This window comes from Stenotrophomonas sp. STEN020 (genome assembly GCF_056760195.1).
Genome location: NZ_JBRREI010000042.1, coordinates 1 through 18,260 on the forward strand (window position 1 = coordinate 1; position 18,260 = coordinate 18,260).

General features: G+C 65.2%; 15 protein-coding genes. 9 read left to right on the top strand and 6 right to left on the bottom strand.

Annotation, left to right across the window (positions count from 1 at the left end; genetic code table 11):
* Positions 1-248 precede the first annotated feature (248 nt).
* The 3 genes from ACVOLZ_RS16035 to ACVOLZ_RS16045 all read right to left on the bottom strand — a co-directional run bounded on the left by ACVOLZ_RS16035 (position 249) and on the right by ACVOLZ_RS16045 (position 2,722).
* Entirely contained in the window at positions 249-476 is a 228-nt protein-coding gene (locus ACVOLZ_RS16035) for a hypothetical protein (RefSeq protein WP_481517006.1), read from the bottom strand.
* An 81-nt stretch (positions 477-557) separates the two neighbouring features.
* A complete protein-coding gene (locus ACVOLZ_RS16040; RefSeq protein ID WP_481517007.1) occupies positions 558-1,925 on the bottom strand; it encodes an AmpG family muropeptide MFS transporter in 1,368 nt (455 codons plus the stop codon).
* Positions 1,922-2,722: an exodeoxyribonuclease III gene (locus ACVOLZ_RS16045; protein WP_481517008.1), complete on the bottom strand. Its 801-nt coding sequence runs from the start codon at positions 2,720-2,722 to the stop codon at positions 1,922-1,924. Before ACVOLZ_RS16045 ends, ACVOLZ_RS16040 begins: the two co-directional genes overlap by 4 nt.
* 197 nt (positions 2,723-2,919) lie before the next feature.
* Between ACVOLZ_RS16045 and pyrE the strand changes: the two genes are divergently transcribed.
* The 8 genes from pyrE to ACVOLZ_RS16085 all read left to right on the top strand — a co-directional run bounded on the left by pyrE (position 2,920) and on the right by ACVOLZ_RS16085 (position 12,825).
* Positions 2,920-3,579, top strand: coding sequence for an orotate phosphoribosyltransferase (gene pyrE, locus ACVOLZ_RS16050; protein WP_481517009.1), 660 nt, complete (start codon positions 2,920-2,922; stop codon positions 3,577-3,579).
* Positions 3,580-3,648: 69 nt separating this feature from the next.
* Entirely contained in the window at positions 3,649-4,308 is a 660-nt protein-coding gene (locus ACVOLZ_RS16055) for a hypothetical protein (protein WP_481517027.1), read from the top strand.
* 620 nt (positions 4,309-4,928) lie between these two features.
* Positions 4,929-5,021 carry a potassium-transporting ATPase subunit F gene (locus ACVOLZ_RS16060; protein ID WP_054660392.1) on the top strand — a complete coding sequence of 31 codons (93 nt, stop codon included), beginning with the start codon at positions 4,929-4,931 and terminating at the stop codon, positions 5,019-5,021.
* 11 nt (positions 5,022-5,032) lie between these two features.
* Positions 5,033-6,751: a potassium-transporting ATPase subunit KdpA gene (gene kdpA / locus ACVOLZ_RS16065; protein ID WP_481517010.1), complete on the top strand. Its 1,719-nt coding sequence runs from the start codon at positions 5,033-5,035 to the stop codon at positions 6,749-6,751.
* Positions 6,752-6,759: 8 nt separating this feature from the next.
* Positions 6,760-8,823, top strand: a complete 2,064-nt coding sequence (kdpB, locus tag ACVOLZ_RS16070; RefSeq protein ID WP_481517011.1) for a potassium-transporting ATPase subunit KdpB — start codon at positions 6,760-6,762, stop codon at positions 8,821-8,823.
* An 8-nt stretch (positions 8,824-8,831) separates the two neighbouring features.
* On the top strand, positions 8,832-9,428 hold the full coding sequence (gene kdpC, locus ACVOLZ_RS16075; RefSeq protein ID WP_481517012.1) for a potassium-transporting ATPase subunit KdpC: 597 nt from the start codon (positions 8,832-8,834) through the stop codon (positions 9,426-9,428).
* Between the two features lie 36 nt (positions 9,429-9,464).
* Positions 9,465-12,125 carry an ATP-binding protein gene (locus tag ACVOLZ_RS16080; protein ID WP_481517013.1) on the top strand — a complete coding sequence of 887 codons (2,661 nt, stop codon included), beginning with the start codon at positions 9,465-9,467 and terminating at the stop codon, positions 12,123-12,125.
* Positions 12,115-12,825, top strand: coding sequence for a response regulator transcription factor (locus ACVOLZ_RS16085; protein WP_481517014.1), 711 nt, complete (start codon positions 12,115-12,117; stop codon positions 12,823-12,825). Before ACVOLZ_RS16080 ends, ACVOLZ_RS16085 begins: the two co-directional genes overlap by 11 nt.
* A 406-nt stretch (positions 12,826-13,231) precedes the next feature.
* Here ACVOLZ_RS16085 and ACVOLZ_RS16090 read toward each other — a convergent pair whose 3' ends face one another.
* The 3 genes from ACVOLZ_RS16090 to coaBC are packed head-to-tail and all read right to left on the bottom strand — an operon-like array spanning position 13,232 to position 17,304.
* Positions 13,232-15,583 carry a phosphomannomutase/phosphoglucomutase gene (locus ACVOLZ_RS16090; protein ID WP_481517015.1) on the bottom strand — a complete coding sequence of 784 codons (2,352 nt, stop codon included), beginning with the start codon at positions 15,581-15,583 and terminating at the stop codon, positions 13,232-13,234.
* A 15-nt stretch (positions 15,584-15,598) separates the two neighbouring features.
* Positions 15,599-16,066: a dUTP diphosphatase gene (gene dut, locus ACVOLZ_RS16095; protein ID WP_481508139.1), complete on the bottom strand. Its 468-nt coding sequence runs from the start codon at positions 16,064-16,066 to the stop codon at positions 15,599-15,601.
* Positions 16,063-17,304, bottom strand: a complete 1,242-nt coding sequence (gene coaBC, locus ACVOLZ_RS16100; RefSeq protein ID WP_481517016.1) for a bifunctional phosphopantothenoylcysteine decarboxylase/phosphopantothenate--cysteine ligase CoaBC — start codon at positions 17,302-17,304, stop codon at positions 16,063-16,065. The genes dut and coaBC overlap by 4 nt, the downstream gene beginning before the upstream one ends.
* Positions 17,305-17,401: 97 nt before the next feature.
* Here coaBC and radC point away from each other — a divergent pair, with 97 nt between their 5' ends.
* Positions 17,402-18,076 (top strand): RadC family protein, encoded by a 675-nt coding sequence (gene radC / locus ACVOLZ_RS16105; RefSeq protein ID WP_481517017.1) that lies wholly within the window; start codon positions 17,402-17,404, stop codon positions 18,074-18,076.
* Positions 18,077-18,260 lie beyond the last annotated feature (184 nt).

The window sequence follows — 18,260 nt, forward strand, 5'->3', positions numbered from 1 at the left end:
GGGGGCGTCAACCCCCCCGGGGGGGGGGGGGGGGGGGGGGCTTTTTTGTTGGGGCTATTTTTTTTGGGCGCCCCCCCGGGTTTTGTCGCGGGGGCCACCCCCCCCAAGCCGACCCTGCTTCCACGCGACGTGCATACCCAATTCCCGGACTGCCGGGCATTTCCGCAACCGGGCCGAGCAGTGGCTTCGCGGCTTACGCCGCTCCTACAAACAGCGTCAGCCGAGCATGGCTCGGCTCTACCTTGGTTTCAGATATCGCTGCCGGTTGGCAGTGCCTGCAGTGCCTTGATGGCCTCGGACAGGACATCTACTTCGGGGTCTTCGAAGCCACCACGCACGTGTTGCTCGCTGGCAAACAAACCTTGCTCCAGCAGAGCCAGACAGGTTTCCTCACGAGTCCAGCCGCGCGCCACCGACAGGCGGCGGATGCGCTCCATCAGCAGCGGGTCGATATCCCGCAATACAACATCTGCCATGCTCACTTCCTCAGTAGCAAGGCCGCCCCCTCGGCGCGTCGGGGGCGATCATCCCGCAGCAGGCAGATGCAGGCAACTGCCCTAGCCCGCGCGGGCTAGCCGGCGCTGATGCAGGATCAACAATCCGCACAGGATGACGACTGGAATCGCAATCAGCGCAGTGCCGATGAAGAACAGTGCATAGCCTTCCAACAAGGTGCGGCCCTGCGCCAGAGTCTGCACCGACCAACCGGAAAAGCCCTTCAAAGCCTTGCCGGGCATGGCGTAGAACGAGCTCAGCAAGGCGTACTGGGTTGCGGTGTAACCAATGCTGGTCAGGCTGGACATGTAGGCGATCAGCGCCGTGCCGGCAAAGCCGCTGGCGAAATTATCGACCGCCATGGCAATCGCGAAATGGGTGATATCCGGGCCTGAGTACGCCAGCCAGGCAAATGCCAGGTTCGAACACGGGCCCAACACAGCACCAACCACCAAGGCCACCAGCATGCCCCAGCGCAGCGCCACCACACCGGCGGCGGCAATGCCCACGAAGGTCGCGACCAGGCCGATCGAACCGCGTACGGTACCGACCGTGTCCTCGCTCAAGCCGAGATCGACATAGAACGGATTGGCCATCGGGCCCATCACAAAATCGGCCAGACGATAGAAACTGATCGCCGCCAGAATCAGCAGCGCGCCGCTGCGATGTTCACGCACAAAGGCGACGAACGGCCCAATCAGCGCGTCGAACAGGCCGCGCGGCGTCCACAACGGTGCGGACTGCGTTGCCACCGCCAACTGTGCAGGCAACGGTTCGCGGGCCATGAACACGGCGACGATACCTACCGCCATCAAGCCGGCCATGATTTCGTAGGAAACCTGCCAACCCACCCTGGCCGCTATCAGCAGGATCAGCGCATCGGTCACCAGCAAGGCCGAGCGATAACCCAATGCCGATGAGGACGTGAGCAGGCCAAGCTGTTCGCCGTTGTCGGCAGACTCGATGCGCCATGCATCGATGACGATGTCCTGCGTCGCCGAGGCGAAGGCGACGATGACCGCCATCACCCCGAACACCACAATGTGCTCCCAGGCGACGCCGAGCAAGGTGATCTGGCCACCCTTGGGCTGGATCAAGCCCATGCCCACCAGCCCGGCAACCACGATCAGCTGCGACAGCACCATCCAACCACGCCGGCGCCCCAGCCAGCCAAACAGCGGCGCATTGGTCTTATCAACGATGGGTGCCCACAGGAACTTCAGCGAATATGCCAGGCCGACCCAGGACAGGAAGCCGATGGCATCCAGTTGGATGCCTTCCTTGCGCATCCAGAAGCCCAGCGTGTTGCCCACCAGGTACAGCGGCAAGCCCGAGCTGAAACCCAACAACAGCATCGCCAACACCTTGCGCTGGCTCAGATTGGACAATACCCGCTGCCAGGGACGTTGGGGCTTGGCAGCTTCACTCACAGGTCGTAGTCCACGGTGAATGGGGCGTGGTCGGAGAAGCGCTGGCCGGTATAGATCGAGCAGCCGCGCAGGCGATCACGCAGGCCGGGGGTGACGAACTGGTAGTCGATGCGCCAACCCACATCGTTGGCGCGGGCCGCGCCACGGTTGCTCCACCAGGTGTAGTCCTGGCCTTCCGGGTGCAGCGCGCGGTAGGCATCGACCCAACCGCGGCCATTGGCCGCGTCGGTGAGCTCGGCCTGGTCGGCGCAGAAGCCGTTCATCCAGTCGCGTTCTTCCGGCAGGCAGCCGGAGTTCTTCTGGTTGGATTTCCAGTTCTTGATGTCCAGCGCGCTGCGCACGATGTTCCAGTCGCCGCACAGCACGTAATCGCGGCCGCTGGCCAGCCATTCGTCCAGGATTGGCTTGAGCCACTCCATTACTTCGAACTTGAAGCCCTGGCGCAGCTCGCCCGAGGAACCGGACGGGATATAGAACGAAACCACGCTGAGGTTGCCGAAGCGCGCCTCGATATAGCGGCCTTCGTCATCGAACGGTGCCCAGCCCAGCGAGGTACGCACTTCATCGGGCTCGCGCCGGCTCCAGATCGCCACGCCGCTATAGCCCTTCTTGGTGATGGCATCACGGTAGAAGCAGTGGTGGCCGTCGGGGCGGAACAGCGCGTCGGTCAGCTGCGACTCCTGCGCCTTGGTCTCCTGGATACAGAGCACGTCGGCCTGCTGGGCCAGAAACCACTCGTTGAAGCCCTTGGTGGTGGCCGAACGGATGCCGTTGGCGTTGAAACTGATGATGCGCATGAAGGACCGCTATTGGGAAAGCTCAAGACCGGCACAGCATACCGCCCGGACCGGGGCGGCCGACAAACCGGGCCTCAGCTTTCCCCTGACAGCAGCCCGGTTCGCTGCGGGGCCCCCGCCCGGAGCCGCAGCGCAGCAATTGCAAGGGCCATGCTTTACCCTAGGAACCTCAATAGACGATAAGACAGCGTATTTACATGAGTGACCACCGTTCCCGTTTCCTGCAGCTGGCGCTGAATGCCGACGCGCTGCGTTTTGGCCAGTTCACCCTCAAGTCTGGCCGGGTAAGCCCGTACTTCTTCAATGCCGGCCGTTTTGACACTGGTTTGGCGCTGGCCCAGCTGGGCAACTGCTACGCCGACGCCATCGATGCCGCCGGTATTGCCTACGACCAGCTGTTCGGCCCGGCCTACAAGGGCATCCCGCTGGCCACCGCGATTGCCTGCGAGTTCTCGCACCGCGGCCGCAACCTGCCGTTGACCTTCAACCGCAAGGAAGCCAAGGACCACGGCGAGGGCGGCAGCCTGATCGGCGCCGACATGGCCGGCAAGCGCATCCTGATCGTCGACGACGTGATCACTGCCGGCACCGCCATCCGTGAAGCCCTGGCCATCATCCGCGAAGCCAAGGGCATTCCGGCCGGCATCGTGGTGGCACTGGACCGCCAGGAGATCGCCTCCGAAGAGGACCGCCGTTCAGCCGCGCAGGCCGTGTCTGCCGAAACCGGCATTCCGGTGATTGCCGTGGCCAATCTGGCCGACCTGCTTGCATTCGCGTCCGGGAACCCGGAACTTGTTGGCTATCGCGAACCGTTGCTGGCCTACCGTGGCCGCTACGGGAGCAATCCGACAGGCTGATAGCAGGGGGCTGCCATGGTGCCGAATCCGTCCAAAACCACCGCAACTTTGTTGCTGATGTTGGCAGCGCTGGCAATGCCGGCGCTGGCGCAGAACAAGCCGTCCGATCCTGGCAAGAAGCTGTACTGCTGGGATGAGGGCGGCAAGCGCATCTGCTCGGACACCTTGCCACCGGAAGCGGTGAACAAGGCGCGCGAGGAGTTCAACGCACGCAGCGGCATCCGCGGTGCCGATGTGCAGCGCGCGCTCACCGCCGAAGAACGTGCTGACGCGGCCCTGGCCAAAGCCCAACAGGAAGTGGACGCAGCGGCGGCGGACACGCGCAAGCGTACCGAGCAGGCGATGCTGTCCACCTACGCCACAGAAGACGATCTGCGCCGTGTGTTCAGTGAACGCACGGCGATTGTCGACAACAACGTCAAGACCGCGATCTTCAACGTGACCAGCCTGCGTGGCGCCTTGGCCTCCCAACTCGCCAGTGCCGGCAACAGGGAACTGGCCGGGCAGAAAGTGCCTGACAAGCAGGCCGGCGAGATCCGCCAGCGTCACAATGAACTGCTCGCACAGCTGCGCCTGCAGACGGCGTTCGAGCAGCAACGGCAGGCACTGGAAGTTGAGATCGCCGAGAGCCTGGCGCGGTATCGCGAGCTGAAGGGGATTGCGGCACCGGTTGATGCGGGAGCGGCTGCGGCGGCACCTGCTGCCAATGCAGTGCCTGCCAAGGGCTGAGAGGTAGGCGGTAGTGCCGAGCCATGCTCGGCAGGGGCTTTCCCGGTAAATTTTTGGACTGAGAATGAAAGCGGCCTTAGGGTCGCTTTCTTCGTATAAAAGCTTCCCCTCATCCGCCCTCCGGGCACCTTCTCCCGCGGGCGGGAGAAGGGATTGGCTCCCTGCGTCTGAAAGTTCGCCAGTTGCTGAAAGTCCACTGGCGGCTGAAAGCCCGCGAACTGCAGCAGAGCCACAGCAGAGCCAACCGCAGGCCAGGACTGTCCCTTCTCCCGTTTACGGGAGAAGGTGCCCCGAAGGGGCGGATGAGGGGGCTTGTGGCTTGTGGCTTGTGGCTTGTGGCTTGTGGCTTCTGGCTTCTGGCTTCTGGCTTCTGGCTTTCGTTCCTGCTCCGGCATTGTTCCCACCGCAATCCCACCCGCCTCGCCCAAAACCCCACTTTTTACGTGCCTTTTACGCCAGCCCCACCCCTACAGCGTCGATCGTTTACGCCCCCTAGGCGGACGATAACGGCCTGATCGGGGTGATCAGACTTGTCGTTCGCGCCTGCCTGCCGCCCTACCCGTCCACCGACGCGCGTTCCGGCAGCCCCGGCCGCGTCCTGATCGTAATTCGAGGTTTCCATGCCCGGCTGGCTTGCTCTGTTGTGCGGCGTAGTGGTGCTGATCGCCGCTGCCTACCTGTTGTATGCGGTCCTTCGACCTGAGTCGTTCTGAGGAGTGCCGTCGTGATTGAACCCATCCTCATCATTCTGGCCAGCCTGGCGCTGGCATGGCCGCTCGGCCTGTACCTGGCGCGGCTGATGCGCGGTACGCCGATGCGTATCGACGTCCTCTTCCATTGGATCGAAAAGCCGCTGTACCGCATGCTCGGCGTTGATCCCAACCACTCCATGTCCTGGCGCGGCTATGTGGTCGCGTTCCTGATCAGCAACCTGGTGTTGGCGGTGCTGACCCAGGCGGTGTTCATGACCCAGGCCTGGTTGCCGTTGAACCCGGACAACATTCCCAACATGCGTTGGGACACCGCGTTCCACACCATGGTGTCGTTCCTGACCAACACCAACCAGCAGCATTACAGCGGCCAGGCGCAGCTGTCCTACTTCTCGCAGATGACCGGCATCACCGGCCTGCAGGTGATCACCCCGATGATGGGCCTGGCACTTGCGGTAGCAACGCTGCGTGCCTTGTTCATGAAGCCGGCCAGCAGTGACACCGGCAACACCCCGATGCGCGTCACCGTAGGCAACTACTACGCCGACGTGGTGCGCCTGTGCCTGCGCTTCCTGCTGCCGCTGTGCCTGGTATGGACGCTGCTGCTGAACTGGCAGGGTGTGCCTTCCACGCTGGCCGGTGGCCCGCAGGCCACGCCGATCGACGCCAGTGCCGGCATGGAAACGCAGAAGATTCCGCTCGGTCCGGTCGCGGCGATGGTTGCGGCCAAGCAGCTCGGCGCCAATGGCGGCGGCTGGTACGGCCCGAACAGCAGCTTCCCGCTGGAAAACCCGACACCGCTGTCGAACGCGCTGGAGTTGATCGGCATCCTGCTGATCCCGATGGCCATCATCTGCATGCTCGGCAGCTTCACCGGCCGGCGTCGCTTTGGCGCCCTGGTATTCGGCTGCATGCTGACCATGTCGGTCATCACCACCAGCGCCAGCATGTGGCTGGAAGGTCACAGCGCCAGCGCCGCCAGTGCGTTGCTGATGGAAGGCAAGGAAGCCCGTTTCGGTGCCGATGGCACGGCGCTGTGGTCGTCCATCACTACCCAGGTGCAGAACGGCTCGGTCAACGGCATGCACGATTCGCTGAGCCCGCTCGGCGGCATGATGCCCATCGTCAACATGTTGATCAGCGCTATCTGGGGCGGCATCGGCTGCGGCATCCAGCAGTTCCTGGTCTATCTGATGATGGCGGTGTTCCTGGCCGGCTTGATGACCGGACGAACGCCCGAACTGCTCGGTCGCAAACTGGAAACGCCGCAGGTGCGCCTGCTCGCGGTACTGGTGCTGTTGCAACCGATCACCCTGCTTGGCCTGACCGCGCTGACCCTGGCCATCCCCGGCCTGGCTGGCACCTCCAACCCCGGCTTCCATGGCATCAGCCAGGTGTTCTACGAGTTCACTTCAGCCTATGCCAACAACGGCTCCGGCTTTGAAGGGCTGGCTGACAATACCGTCTGGTGGAACCTGAGTTGCGCATTGGTGTTGGCGCTGGGTCGGTTCCCGATCCTGATCATTCCGCTGATCATCGCCACCCAGTTGGCCGCTAAAAAGCAGGTGCCGCAAAGCGCCGGCAGCCTGCAGATTGAAACCCCGACCTTCGCATTGACGCTTATCTGCGTGGTCATTGTCCTTACCGTGCTGCAGTTCCTGCCGGCATTGGTGCTTGGCCCGGTGGCCGAACACCTGAGCCTGCTGGCCCTGCAGGGAGTCCCCTCACCGTGAACGCCCCCATGAACCGTTCTGCTTCTCCTGCGGCATCGTCTCCTGCGGCATCGCGCCGCCCCGCCCTGCTTGATGCGGCCGGTCTGCGCCGTGCCCTGATCGACTCGGTACGCAAGCTGTCGCCGTTGCACCTGCTACACAACCCGGTGATGGCGGTGGTGATGGTCGGCACCATGCTGGCGCTGATCGTCACCCTCAGCGGCAATGCGCCGATGGGCTTCGGCCTGGCCGTCACCGCGATCCTGCTGGTAACGGTGTTGTTCGGCAATTTCGCCGAAGCCGTGGCCGAGGCGCGTGGCCGTGGCCAGGCCGCGTCGCTGCGACGTGCACGTCAGGACCTGGTCGCACGGCGTGTCGCCACGCCGTTGCAGGGTGCTGCCGAAAGCCGTGTGCCGGCTGCCGAGCTGCGCCCGGGTGAGTATGTGATCGTCAGTGCCGGCGAGTTCGTGCCGGCCGATGGCGAGATCGTGCGCGGCCTTGCCACCATCAACGAAGCTGCGGTCACCGGCGAATCAGCACCGGTGCTGCGTGAGGCCGAGACCGACCGCTCCGGCGTGATCGGCGGCACCAAGGTGCTGTCCGACGAGATCATCGTGCGGGTCAGCGCCGAGCCGGGCCACAGCTTCCTCGATCGCATGATCGCGCTGGTGGAAGGCGCAAACCGGCAGAAGACGCCGAACGAGATCGCGCTGACCCTGTTGCTGGCGGCGATGTCGCTGACCTTCCTGGTGGTGGTGGCAACGCTGCCGGCGATTGCAGGCTTTGTCGGCGTCACGGTCGATCCGCTGCTGCTGATCGCCCTGCTGGTGTGCCTGATCCCGACCACCATCGGCGGCCTGCTGCCGGCCATCGGCATCGCCGGCATGAACCGTGCGCTGTCGGCCAATGTGCTGGCCAAATCCGGCAAGGCTGTAGAAGTGGCGGGTGACGTCGACGTGCTGCTGCTGGACAAGACCGGCACCATCACCTACGGCGACCGTCAGGCTACGCACTTCCATCCGCTGGCCGGCATCGACGCTGCACAGCTGCGTGAAGCCTCGCTGTTGTCCTCACTCGCCGACCCGACCCCGGAAGGCAAATCCATTGTGCGCCTGGCCCGTGAGCAGGCTTGCACCACGGCCGAGCCGGAAAAAGCGGAGTACTTGGCGTTCACCGCGCAGACCCGCATGTCCGGCGTCGACCTGGACAATGGCCGCAGCATCCGCAAGGGCGCTGGCGATGCCATCACCGCACATGTACTGGCGCTGGGTGGCACGGTGCCGAACGAGCTGCAGGCGCGGGTGGACCAGGTTGCCCGTGGCGGTGCCACGCCGCTGGTGGTCAGTGAAGGCCGCCACGTACTCGGTGTGGTTGAACTGGCCGATGTGGTCAAGCACGGCATGCGCGAGAAGTTCGCGCAGCTGCGGGCGATGGGTATCCGCACGGTGATGATCACCGGCGACAACCCGCTAACCGCCGCCGCCATCGCCGCCGAAGCCGGTGTCGATGACTACATCGCCCAGGCAAGACCGGAAGACAAACTCGCTCGTATCCGTGCCGAGCAGGCCGGTGGCCGACTGGTCGCAATGGTCGGCGACGGCACCAACGATGCGCCGGCACTGGCCCAGGCCGATATTGGCCTGGCGATGAACTCCGGTACGCAGGCGGCCAAGGAGGCCGGCAACATGGTTGATCTGGATTCGGATCCGGCCAAGCTGCTGGCGGTGGTGGAAGTGGGCAAGCAGCAGCTGATCACCCGCGGCGCACTGACCACCTTCTCGCTGGCCAATGACGTCTCCAAGTACTTCGCTATCCTGCCGGCGCTGTTCGCCGCCAGCATCCCGTCGATGGCGGCCTTGAACGTGATGCAGCTGTCGAGCCCGCGCAATGCGGTGCTGGCGGCGCTTATCTTCAACGCGCTGGTGATCCCGGCCCTGATTCCGCTGGCCCTGCGCGGCGTGCGCTTCCGTCCGGCCACCGCCACCGCGCTGCTGCGGCGGAACATGCTGGTGTACGGCTTGGGCGGCGTGCTGCTGCCATTTGCGGCCATCAAGGCCATCGACCTTCTGCTTGCTCTGGTATTTGGCGCATGAACACCTCCATGAACTCCTCCCATCGTTCCGGCAACCCGCTGTGGCGGCCGGCCATTGGCCTGTCCTTGTTCGGCCTGCTCGGCACCGGCCTGGTCTATGCGGTGCTGGCGACCGGCATCTCCGGCTCGCTGTTCCCGGCGCAGGCCGATGGCAGCCTGATCCGCGATGCCGATGGACAGGTGCGCGGCTCGCTGTATCTGGCGCAGCCGTTCACTGGCGATGGCTATTTCCAGACGCGTCCTTCGGCTGCCAACTACGACCCGATGGCCGCAGCCGGCAGCAATATGGCGCGCAGCAATCCGGACCTAGTCAAGCGCGTCAGCGAAGCCACCGCTGCTGCCGCAGCGCGCGAGAAGATCGATCCGGCCAAGGTGCCGGGCGATCTGGTCACGCAGTCGGCCAGCGGGCTGGACCCGGAGCTGTCGCCAGCTGCGGTGCAGGTGCAGGTAGCACGTGTGGCCGCTGCGCGTGGCCTGTCATTGGCACAGGTGCAGTCGTTGGTTGATGCACAGCTGCAGGGCCGCCAATGGGGCGTGTTCGGCCAGCCGCGCATCAACGTGATTGCCCTCAACCGGGCCTTGGATCACGCCGCGAATGCGCCCTGATGCAGGGCGCGCCTGCAACAGCGCACAATCGTGACCATGAACGACTCCCGTAGCCGCCAGGCCGATGCCTTGGCCGACGCCCTGCAACGCGACGCCGGCGGCAAGCTGACCGTCTTCCTCGGCGCCGCACCGGGCGTGGGCAAGACCTTCAGCATGCTCACCCGCGCCCAGGAACAACTGCGACGCGGGGTTGACGTGATGGCGGCCGTGGTTGAAACCCACGGCCGCAACGATACCGCCGCCCTGCTCGACGGCCTGCCACGTATCGCCTTGAGTGCGGTGGAGTACCACGGCCATCAGCTGCAGGAGATGGATCTGGATGCCGTGCTGGCGCGCAAGCCAGCACTGGTACTGGTCGATGAACTTGCCCATCGCAACGCTCCCGGTAGTCGTCACGAACGTCGCTGGCAGGATGTGATGGAACTGCTCGATGCCGGTATCGACGTGTGGACCACGATCAACATCCAGCATCTGGAAAGCCTCAACGATGTGGTCATGCGCATCACCGGCGTGCGCGTCAGCGAGACCGTGCCCGACGTAGTGTTCGATCGGTTGCATGACATCGTGCTGGTCGACCTGCCACCACGCGAGCTGATCGAGCGCCTGCAGCAAGGCAAGGTCTATGTGCCCGAACAGGCGGCGCAGGCACTGCAGGCGTTCTTCTCGCCGGCCAACCTCACCGCCTTGCGCGAACTGGCAATGCAGGAAGCTGCCGACCGCGTCGACAGCAGCCTGCGCGAGACCCGCGCCGCACGTGGCGAAGGCAATCTGCCGCTGCGGCGGAGGGTGGTGGTCGCCATCGATGGCGGTGGCCAGAGCGAGTATCTGGTGCGGGTAGCGCGGCGTATCGCCGAGCGCCGCGATGCGCCATGGACCGTGGTAACCGTGCAACACCGTCGCCACGACGAAGCTACCCGCCGCGAGATCGACGATGCCTTCGCGCTGGCACGGCGATTGGGCGGTGATGCCGAACTGCTGCATGGACCGGGCATTGCCGATGCGCTGCTCGATTACGCCGCGCACAACGCGGTGTCGTCACTGGTGCTGGGCCGCACCCGCGAGCGGCCGCTCGCGCGGCTGTTCAACCAGACCTTGACCCAGCAGCTGATCCAGCGCGGCGCGCACTACGAAATCACCATCATCAGTACCCCGCAAGCGCGCGCCAATGCGCGTCGCTTCGGCCTGTCGCTGGCCCCGGACAGCTGGGGCAAGGATGCGATGACGGCGGTGTTGGCCACGGTTTGCGCCTGCCTCGCCGCGTGGCTGGGCGAGCACTGGATAGGCCTGAGCGATCTGGCGATGGTGTTCATCGTCGCGGTGGTGCTGGTGGCCGCGCGTACCCGCATGAGTGCAGCGGTGCTGGCAGCGACGCTGTGCTTCCTGGCCTACAACTTCTTCTTCATCGCACCGCGTTTCACCTTTGCGATCAGCGCGCGGCAAGGCGTGATCACCGTGTTCCTGTTCCTCGCCGCTGCGCTGGTCGCAGGCCGCCTGGCATCACGTCTGCGCATGCAGGTGGTAGCGCTGCGCGCGGCCAATCGCCATGCCAATGTGCGGCAGACCTTGGGCCGGCAATTGGTCGGCGCTACCGACAACGCCCAAGTTGGGCATGCCGGCCGTGTTGCCTTGGAACAAGCACTGGATGCACCGGCATGGGTGCGGCTGGGTGATGACACCAGCACCAGCGGCACCGCCGCACCGGGCGACACCGATCTGGCTGCCGCCGATTGGGCGCTGCGGCATGGGCAACCCGCCGGCCGCTTCACCGACACGCTGGCCGGCGCCGGCTGGTGGTTCCTGCCCTTGCTCGACGGGGAAGCGCACGCAATCGGCGTGGCCGGCCTGCGCTTTGACCATCAGCATCCACGGCTGGCCCCGGAGCAACGTCAGCTGGTGGAAGCGATGGCCGACGACATCGCCCAGGCGGCCCTGCGCACAAGGCTGGTGGCCGATCTGGAAACCGCACATCTGCACAACGAAACCGAGCGTCTGCGCTCGGCCCTGTTGTCCTCGGTGTCGCACGACCTGCGCTCGCCGCTGGCGGCGATGATCGGCTCGGCCGACAGCCTGTCCAACTACGCCGATGCAATGGATGCCAGCGACCGCCGCGCCCTGCTCGACACCATCGTGGTCGAAGGCGAGCGACTGGACCGCTACATCCAGAACCTGCTGGACATGACCCGGCTCGGCCATGACGGACTCAAGCTCAACCGCGACTGGATCGGCGTGGACGAGCTGATCGGTTCAGCCGCGCGGCGCTTGCAGCGCTACCAACCGGGCGTGCGTCTGCAGCTGGATATTCCGGCGGAGCTGGCACCGATCTGGGTGCACCCGGCGCTGGTCGAGCAGGCGGTGTTCAACGTAATGGAGAACGCCGCCAAGTTCTCGCCGCCCGGCGTACCGGTGGAAGTGCGCGCGCGCCAGCAGGCCAACGAGCTGCGCATCGAGGTGATCGACGCCGGCCCGGGCATACCCGATGCCGAGCGCTCGCGCATCTTCGATATGTTCTACAGCGTGGAACGCGGCGACCGCGGCCGCCAGGGCACCGGTCTGGGCCTGACCATCTGCCAGGGCATGATCGGTGCGCACGGCGGCAGCGTCGAAGCGCTGCCGGGACGCGACGGACGCGGTACGCTGATACGCATGACCCTGCCCCTGCTCCAGCCACACCCCGAGAGCCCGCGCGATGACGGCTGAGGCGCCGGCCATCCCGCCGCCACGCGTGCTGGTGGTCGATGACGAAGTGCAGATCCGGCGCTTTCTGGATATTTCACTGCGCGCGCAGGGCTATGCGGTCAGCCAGGCTGCCAACGGCGCCGAAGGCCTGCAACGACTGGCCGAGGATGGTGCCGATCTGGTGGTGCTGGATATCGGCCTGCCCGACATGGAAGGCCACGATGTGCTGGCCGAGCTGCGCCAATGGAGCCAGGTGCCGGTGATCATGCTCAGCGTGCGTGCCGGCGAAGCCGAGAAGGTGCGCGCCTTGGACAACGGCGCCAACGACTACGTGACCAAGCCGTTCGGCACCCAGGAATTGATGGCGCGGGTTCGGGCGCTGCTGCGCAGCCGCAGCACCGATAGCGAAGGTCAGGTGCCGGTGTTTGATGACGGCCGCCTGCATATCGACCTGTCGCGCCGCGATGTACGCGTGGATGGCGAAGCGATTGCACTGACCCGCAAGGAGTACGCGCTGCTGGCGTTGTTGTTGCGCAATGCCGGACGGGTGGTGACCCAGCCGCAGATCCTGCAGGAAATCTGGGGACCGACGCATCGGCATGACACGCACTACCTGCGCATCCTGGTGGGGCGGCTGCGGCACAAGCTGGGGGATTCCGCATTGGAGTCGCGCTATCTGTTTACCGAACCCGGCGTTGGTTTACGGTTTGGTGGGGCGTGAGCAGCACAGCTTGTAGGAGCGGTGTCAGCCGCGAAGCTGGTGAAACACCAAGCGTTCGTTGATCTGAGATTGCTGGATGCGGAAGCCACTGTGGCTTCGCGGCTGACGCCGCTCCTACAAGCGAACGAAGGCTCGAGCAACGGCAACCCCTCCCCGGCCCTCCCCTTGGCTGCGCCAAAGGGAGGGAGACAAGCGGCTGCGCTTCGATCTGACGGGCTGCACGCACTACACCCCCTCCCTTTGGCGCAGCCAAGGGGAGGGCTGGGGAGGGGTGCCTTTCGCAGTAATCCAAAGCCATCCAACAAAACCTGCTATGCAAGAAAGCAGCTGGCGAATGGCGGAGGTCCAGAAAGCAAAGAGCCGCCCACGCGATGCGTGGACGGCTCTTGCACAACAGCACCGCCGATCAGAACCCCAGTTCAGTCCCCGCCGGCAACACCTGCAGCAACTGCTCGCGGAACACCCCCTTGATCCGCTCCAGCGCTACTTCATCATTGGCCTCGAAGCGCAGCACCAGCACCGGCGTGGTATTGGACGCACGCACCAGACCCCAGCCATCGCTGAAGTCGGCACGCAGGCCGTCAATCGTCGAGATGCGCGCGCCTGCGAACGGCGAGTCCTCAACCTGCGCTGCAGCCACGATCAAGGCCACCTGCGCATGTTGGGTGCCTTCCTCCACCGCCACCTTCAACTCCGGCGTGGAAACCGCATCCGGCAACTCATTCAATACCTCGGACGGTTCTTCATCACGCTGCGCCAAGATCTCCAGCAGGCGCGCCGCCGCGTACAGACCATCATCAAAGCCGTACCAGCGTTCCTTGAAGAAGAAGTGGCCGCTCATCTCGCCAGCCAGCTCGGCATCGGTCTCGCGCATCTTCGCCTTGACCAGCGAATGCCCGGTCTTCCACATCATCGGGCTACCGCCGTTGCGCAGAATGTAGTCCGACAACTTGCCCGTGCACTTCACGTCGTAGATGACCATCGCGCCGGGGTTGCGCGCCAGCACATCGGCGGCGAACAACATCAGCAGGCGGTCGGCAAAAATGATTTTGCCGTCCTTGGTAACCACGCCAAGACGATCACCATCGCCGTCGAAGGCCACGCCCAGGTCCGCGTCGAAACGCTTGACCATCTGCACCAGGTCTTCGAGGTTGTGCGGGTCGCTGGGGTCCGGATGGTGGTTGGGGAAGTTGCCATCCACCTCGCAGTACAGCGGAATCACCTCGGCACCAATGGCTTCCAACAACTGCGGCGCCACCGCACCGGCAACGCCATTGCCGGCATCGGCAACGATCTTGAGCGGGCGGTCCAGCTGCACGTCATCGGCAATGCGCTGCACGTAGTCATCAATGACCTCGCGCTGCTGCAGGCTGCCTTCGCTGTCGGCATGCTGCAGGCGACCTTCCTGGATGCGCTTGTACAGATCGGTGATGGCGTCGCCGGACAGCGTCTCGCCACCGATGACGATCTTGAAGCCGTTGTAGTCCGGTGGGTTGTGGCTGCCGGTGACCGCGACGCAGCTGCCGGCACGCAGGTGATAGCTGGCGAAGTACACCACCGGGGTCGGTGCCATGCCGATATCGATCACATCGCAACCAGCGCGACGCAGGCCGGTGATCAAGGCGTCAGCCAGCTCCGGTCCGGACAGACGGCCATCGCGGCCCACCACCACATCGCGCAGGCCCTGTGCCTGCATTTCGCTACCAATGGCCTGACCGATCAGGGTGGCGACACTGGCATTCAACTCGGTGCCAAGCACGCCACGGATATCGTAGGCGCGGAAGATCACCGGCAATACCGCGTCGGCTCCCGGCTCAACCCGCGCCTGCGGCGCATCGTCCGCGCGCGCATTGGCCGAAGCCGGTAGCGGCTGCGGGTCCTGCTGCAGCGCTTCCTGCAAGGTCAGGCCGCCATCGTCGACCTGTGCGGTGTTCTTGCGCAGGACCGGCAGATTCGCCAAACGCTTGCGCCCCAGCAACAGCAGCAAAGCAGTGGCCAGCAGCAACAGCGCCACGATGGCGCTGGCAATCACCCCCAGGCCCATCGCACCGGTGTTGGCATCCGGCAGCTCGGCAACAACGCGCAGACCGGTGTCGCCAACCGGGCGCGCCAGTGCATCGGCGCTGTTGCCCAAGTTGGTTGCGCCTTTCTGGACGATGGTAAAACCGCCCTGACGCAGCCCCAGGAAGGCGCTGTTCGGCGAATCAATGCCATCAAACACGGAGGTCAGCCGGGTCAGCGGCTGGCGGATATAGATCACCGCCGGCTTGCCCTGCAGCAGCACCGGTGCGGCCAGGCCCAGCCGCGGGCTGCCGCCATCGCGGACCACCAGCGCCACCGGCTGGCCGGTCGCCATGGCCTGTTCCAGCAGGGCCAGTCGCGAGTAACCAAACGCGGCCGGCTCGGCATAAGCCTCGGCCAGGCTGGCGTCGAGAACCTGCGCGTCTTCCACGCCGTTCCACTTGTCACGTACCGCCAAGGCGACGGCGGCTGCATCGCCGCTGGCCAGCGCGGCCTTGACCGGCTCCAGCGCCAGCTGCTTGCCGAACTGCGCGGTCTGCGCGGTCAATGCCTGTTGCACACCGGCAACGGCCTGATCGCGGGATTGCTCAAGCCCGGCACTGGTACCGGATTGCATCCATTGATCTACCGCGCTCCAGCCGAACCAGCCGGCCAACAACAGCAGCAGCACCGCCAGCAGTGGCGTTGATCGACCCAGCGCAGGACGTGGCCGCCCGCTCTCATTGCCTTGGCTCATCGTGCGTTCCCCCTGTCAGCGCACCCCGGTGTGGCCGAATCCACCCGTTCCACGTGCACTGTCGATGAAAGTATCTACTACCTGCAACGTTACGCGTGCAATCGGCATCACCACCAACTGCGCAATACGGTCGCCCGGCTCGATGGTGAAGGCGTCGCGGCCGCGGTTCCACACGCTGATCAGCAGTGGTCCCTGGTAATCGGCATCAATCAAGCCCGTGCCATTTCCCAACACGATACCGTGCCGATGACCCAACCCGGAGCGCGGCAGAACCACCGCGCACAGGCCCGGATCGGCGATATGGATCGCGATGCCGCTGGGCAGCAGCGCCGCATCGCCGGGTTCCAGCGTCAACGGTGCTTCGGTGGCCGCGCGCAGGTCCATGCCGGCGCTGGCCTCGGTGGCGTAGGCCGGCAGCGGCCAGCTGTCGCCGAAGCGCGGGTCCAGCAGCTTCACCTGCAAGGGCTGCAGTTCATTACTCATGCGTCCAACCTCTCGGCAATCAAATCCAGCAATTGTTCGGCCAGTTGGGTCTTGGCGACGCCCGGGAACTCGCGCAGACCACCGTTCCAGTAGGCCACAGCGGCGTTCTGGTCACTCTCAAAACCATTGCCGGCAATGCCGACCTGGTTGGCGATGATCAGATCCAGATGCTTGTCGGCCAGCTTGCCGCGCGCGTACTTCTCGACGTCGTGGGTTTCAGCGGCAAAGCCCACCACCAGCTTCAAGGCCTGCTCGTGCACGGCCACTTCGGCGAGGATGTCGGCGGTACGCACCAGCTCCAGGGTCAGGGTCTGGGTGCCTGCGGTTTTCTTCAGCTTCTGCGGAGAGACCTGGCGCGGCGTGTAGTCGGCCACGGCAGCAGCGCCGATGTAGATATCGGCCGGCAAGGCACCGAGTACGGCCTCACGCATCTGCGCGGCCGAGCGCACATCAATGCGCTGCACGCCGGCCGGGGTGGCCAGCTGTACCGGGCCGCTGACCAGCACCACCTGCGCACCCTGACGGGCGGCGGCGGCGGCCAAGGCATAGCCCATCTTGCCGCTACTGCGGTTACCGACGTAGCGCACCGGGTCCAGATCTTCGTAGGTGGGACCAGCGCTGATCAGCACGCGCATGCCGTTCAGCCGGCCCGGCTTGGCCGGCGCCTGCGGTGCTTGGTTGCCGGCGAGCGCAGCAATGATGGTCGGTGCTTCGCTGACCCGGCCGGGGCCGGATTCGCCCTCGGCCAGCGGACCGTCCTCCGGCCCGATCACCTGCACGCCGCGCTCGCGCAGCAATGCCATGTTGGCCTGGGTGGCCGGGTGCAGCCACATGCGGTGGTTCATCGCCGGGCACACAGTCAGCGGCGCGGTACTGGCCAGGCACAGCGTGGTCACCAGATCGTCGGCATTGCCATGCGCCAACCGGGCCAGCAGATCGGCAGTGGCCGGGGCGATGACGATGCGGTCAGCCCAGCGCGCCAGTTCGATATGGCCCATGGCCTGCTCGGCGGCACTGTCCCACAGCGTGGTGCGGGTGGGATGGCCGGACAGCGCCTGGAAGCTCAGCGGAGTAACGAACTGCTGCGCACCAGCGGTCATTGCCACCTGCACGGTGGCGCCGGCATCACGCAGCCGACGCACCAGCTCCAGCGACTTGTACGCAGCGATGCCGCCGCCTACGCATAGCAGCAGCTTCTGTCCTTCCAAGGGGCGGGAAGTGGGGGAAACGCTGGTCACGGATGGGGATTCCTAGGTACAGAAGAAGGGTTAGCTTAACCGAAGGCTTTGTTACGCCTGATCCAGTTTTTGGCAAATGGCGGTGAATCTGCCACTCATGCATATCCGTGATTGGCCCAGCGCTGAACGCCCGCGCGAAAAATTACTGGCACGTGGCACAGCCGCACTTTCCGATGCTGAACTGCTGGCGATTTTCCTCGGTTCGGGGCTGCGCGGGCGTGATGCGGTGCAGACCGCGCGCGAGCTGTTGCAGGCGCACGGCCCGCTGCGGGCACTGCTGGACCGCAGTGCGCCGCAACTGGCCAAGTTGCCCGGCCTGGGCCCGGCCCGCGCCTGCCAGCTCAGCGCAGCGCTGGAACTGGGCCGGCGCCATCTGGCCGCCGGGCTGGAACGTGGCGATGCGCTGACCGACCCGACCGCCGCCGGCCGCTACTTCGCCCAGCGCCTGCGCCACCGGCCGCAGGAGGTGTTCGCAGCGTTATTCCTGGACAACCGGCATCGGGCATTGGCCTTTGAGGAGTTATCCACAGGAACGGTAGACAGCGCCGAGGTACATCCGCGTGAAGTCGTCCGCCAGGCCTTGGCACACAATGCTGCGGCGGTAATCGTCGGGCACAACCACCCGTCCGGGAATCCTGAACCGTCGGCGGCCGACCGTGCCATCACCACGCGCCTGCAGCAGGCCTTGGCGCTGGTGGATATCCGCCTGCTCGACCATTTCGTGATCGGCGACGGCGCGCCGGTGTCGCTGGCCGCGCGTGGCTGGGTCTGAGCGGCCCAGCCTGAACCTCCCCACCCGCACCCCACTCCCCGATTCCGCCCAGCTGTGGACGGAATGCCCCATGCCTGCTGGCCAGCGTGGCATTTCTGTTTTTTTGACATTGCTGACCCCTGCAGGCAGCTCGCGGGCGGCCGTGACGCAGGTCGGGTAAAATGGTCAGTTCCGCGCTCCAAGC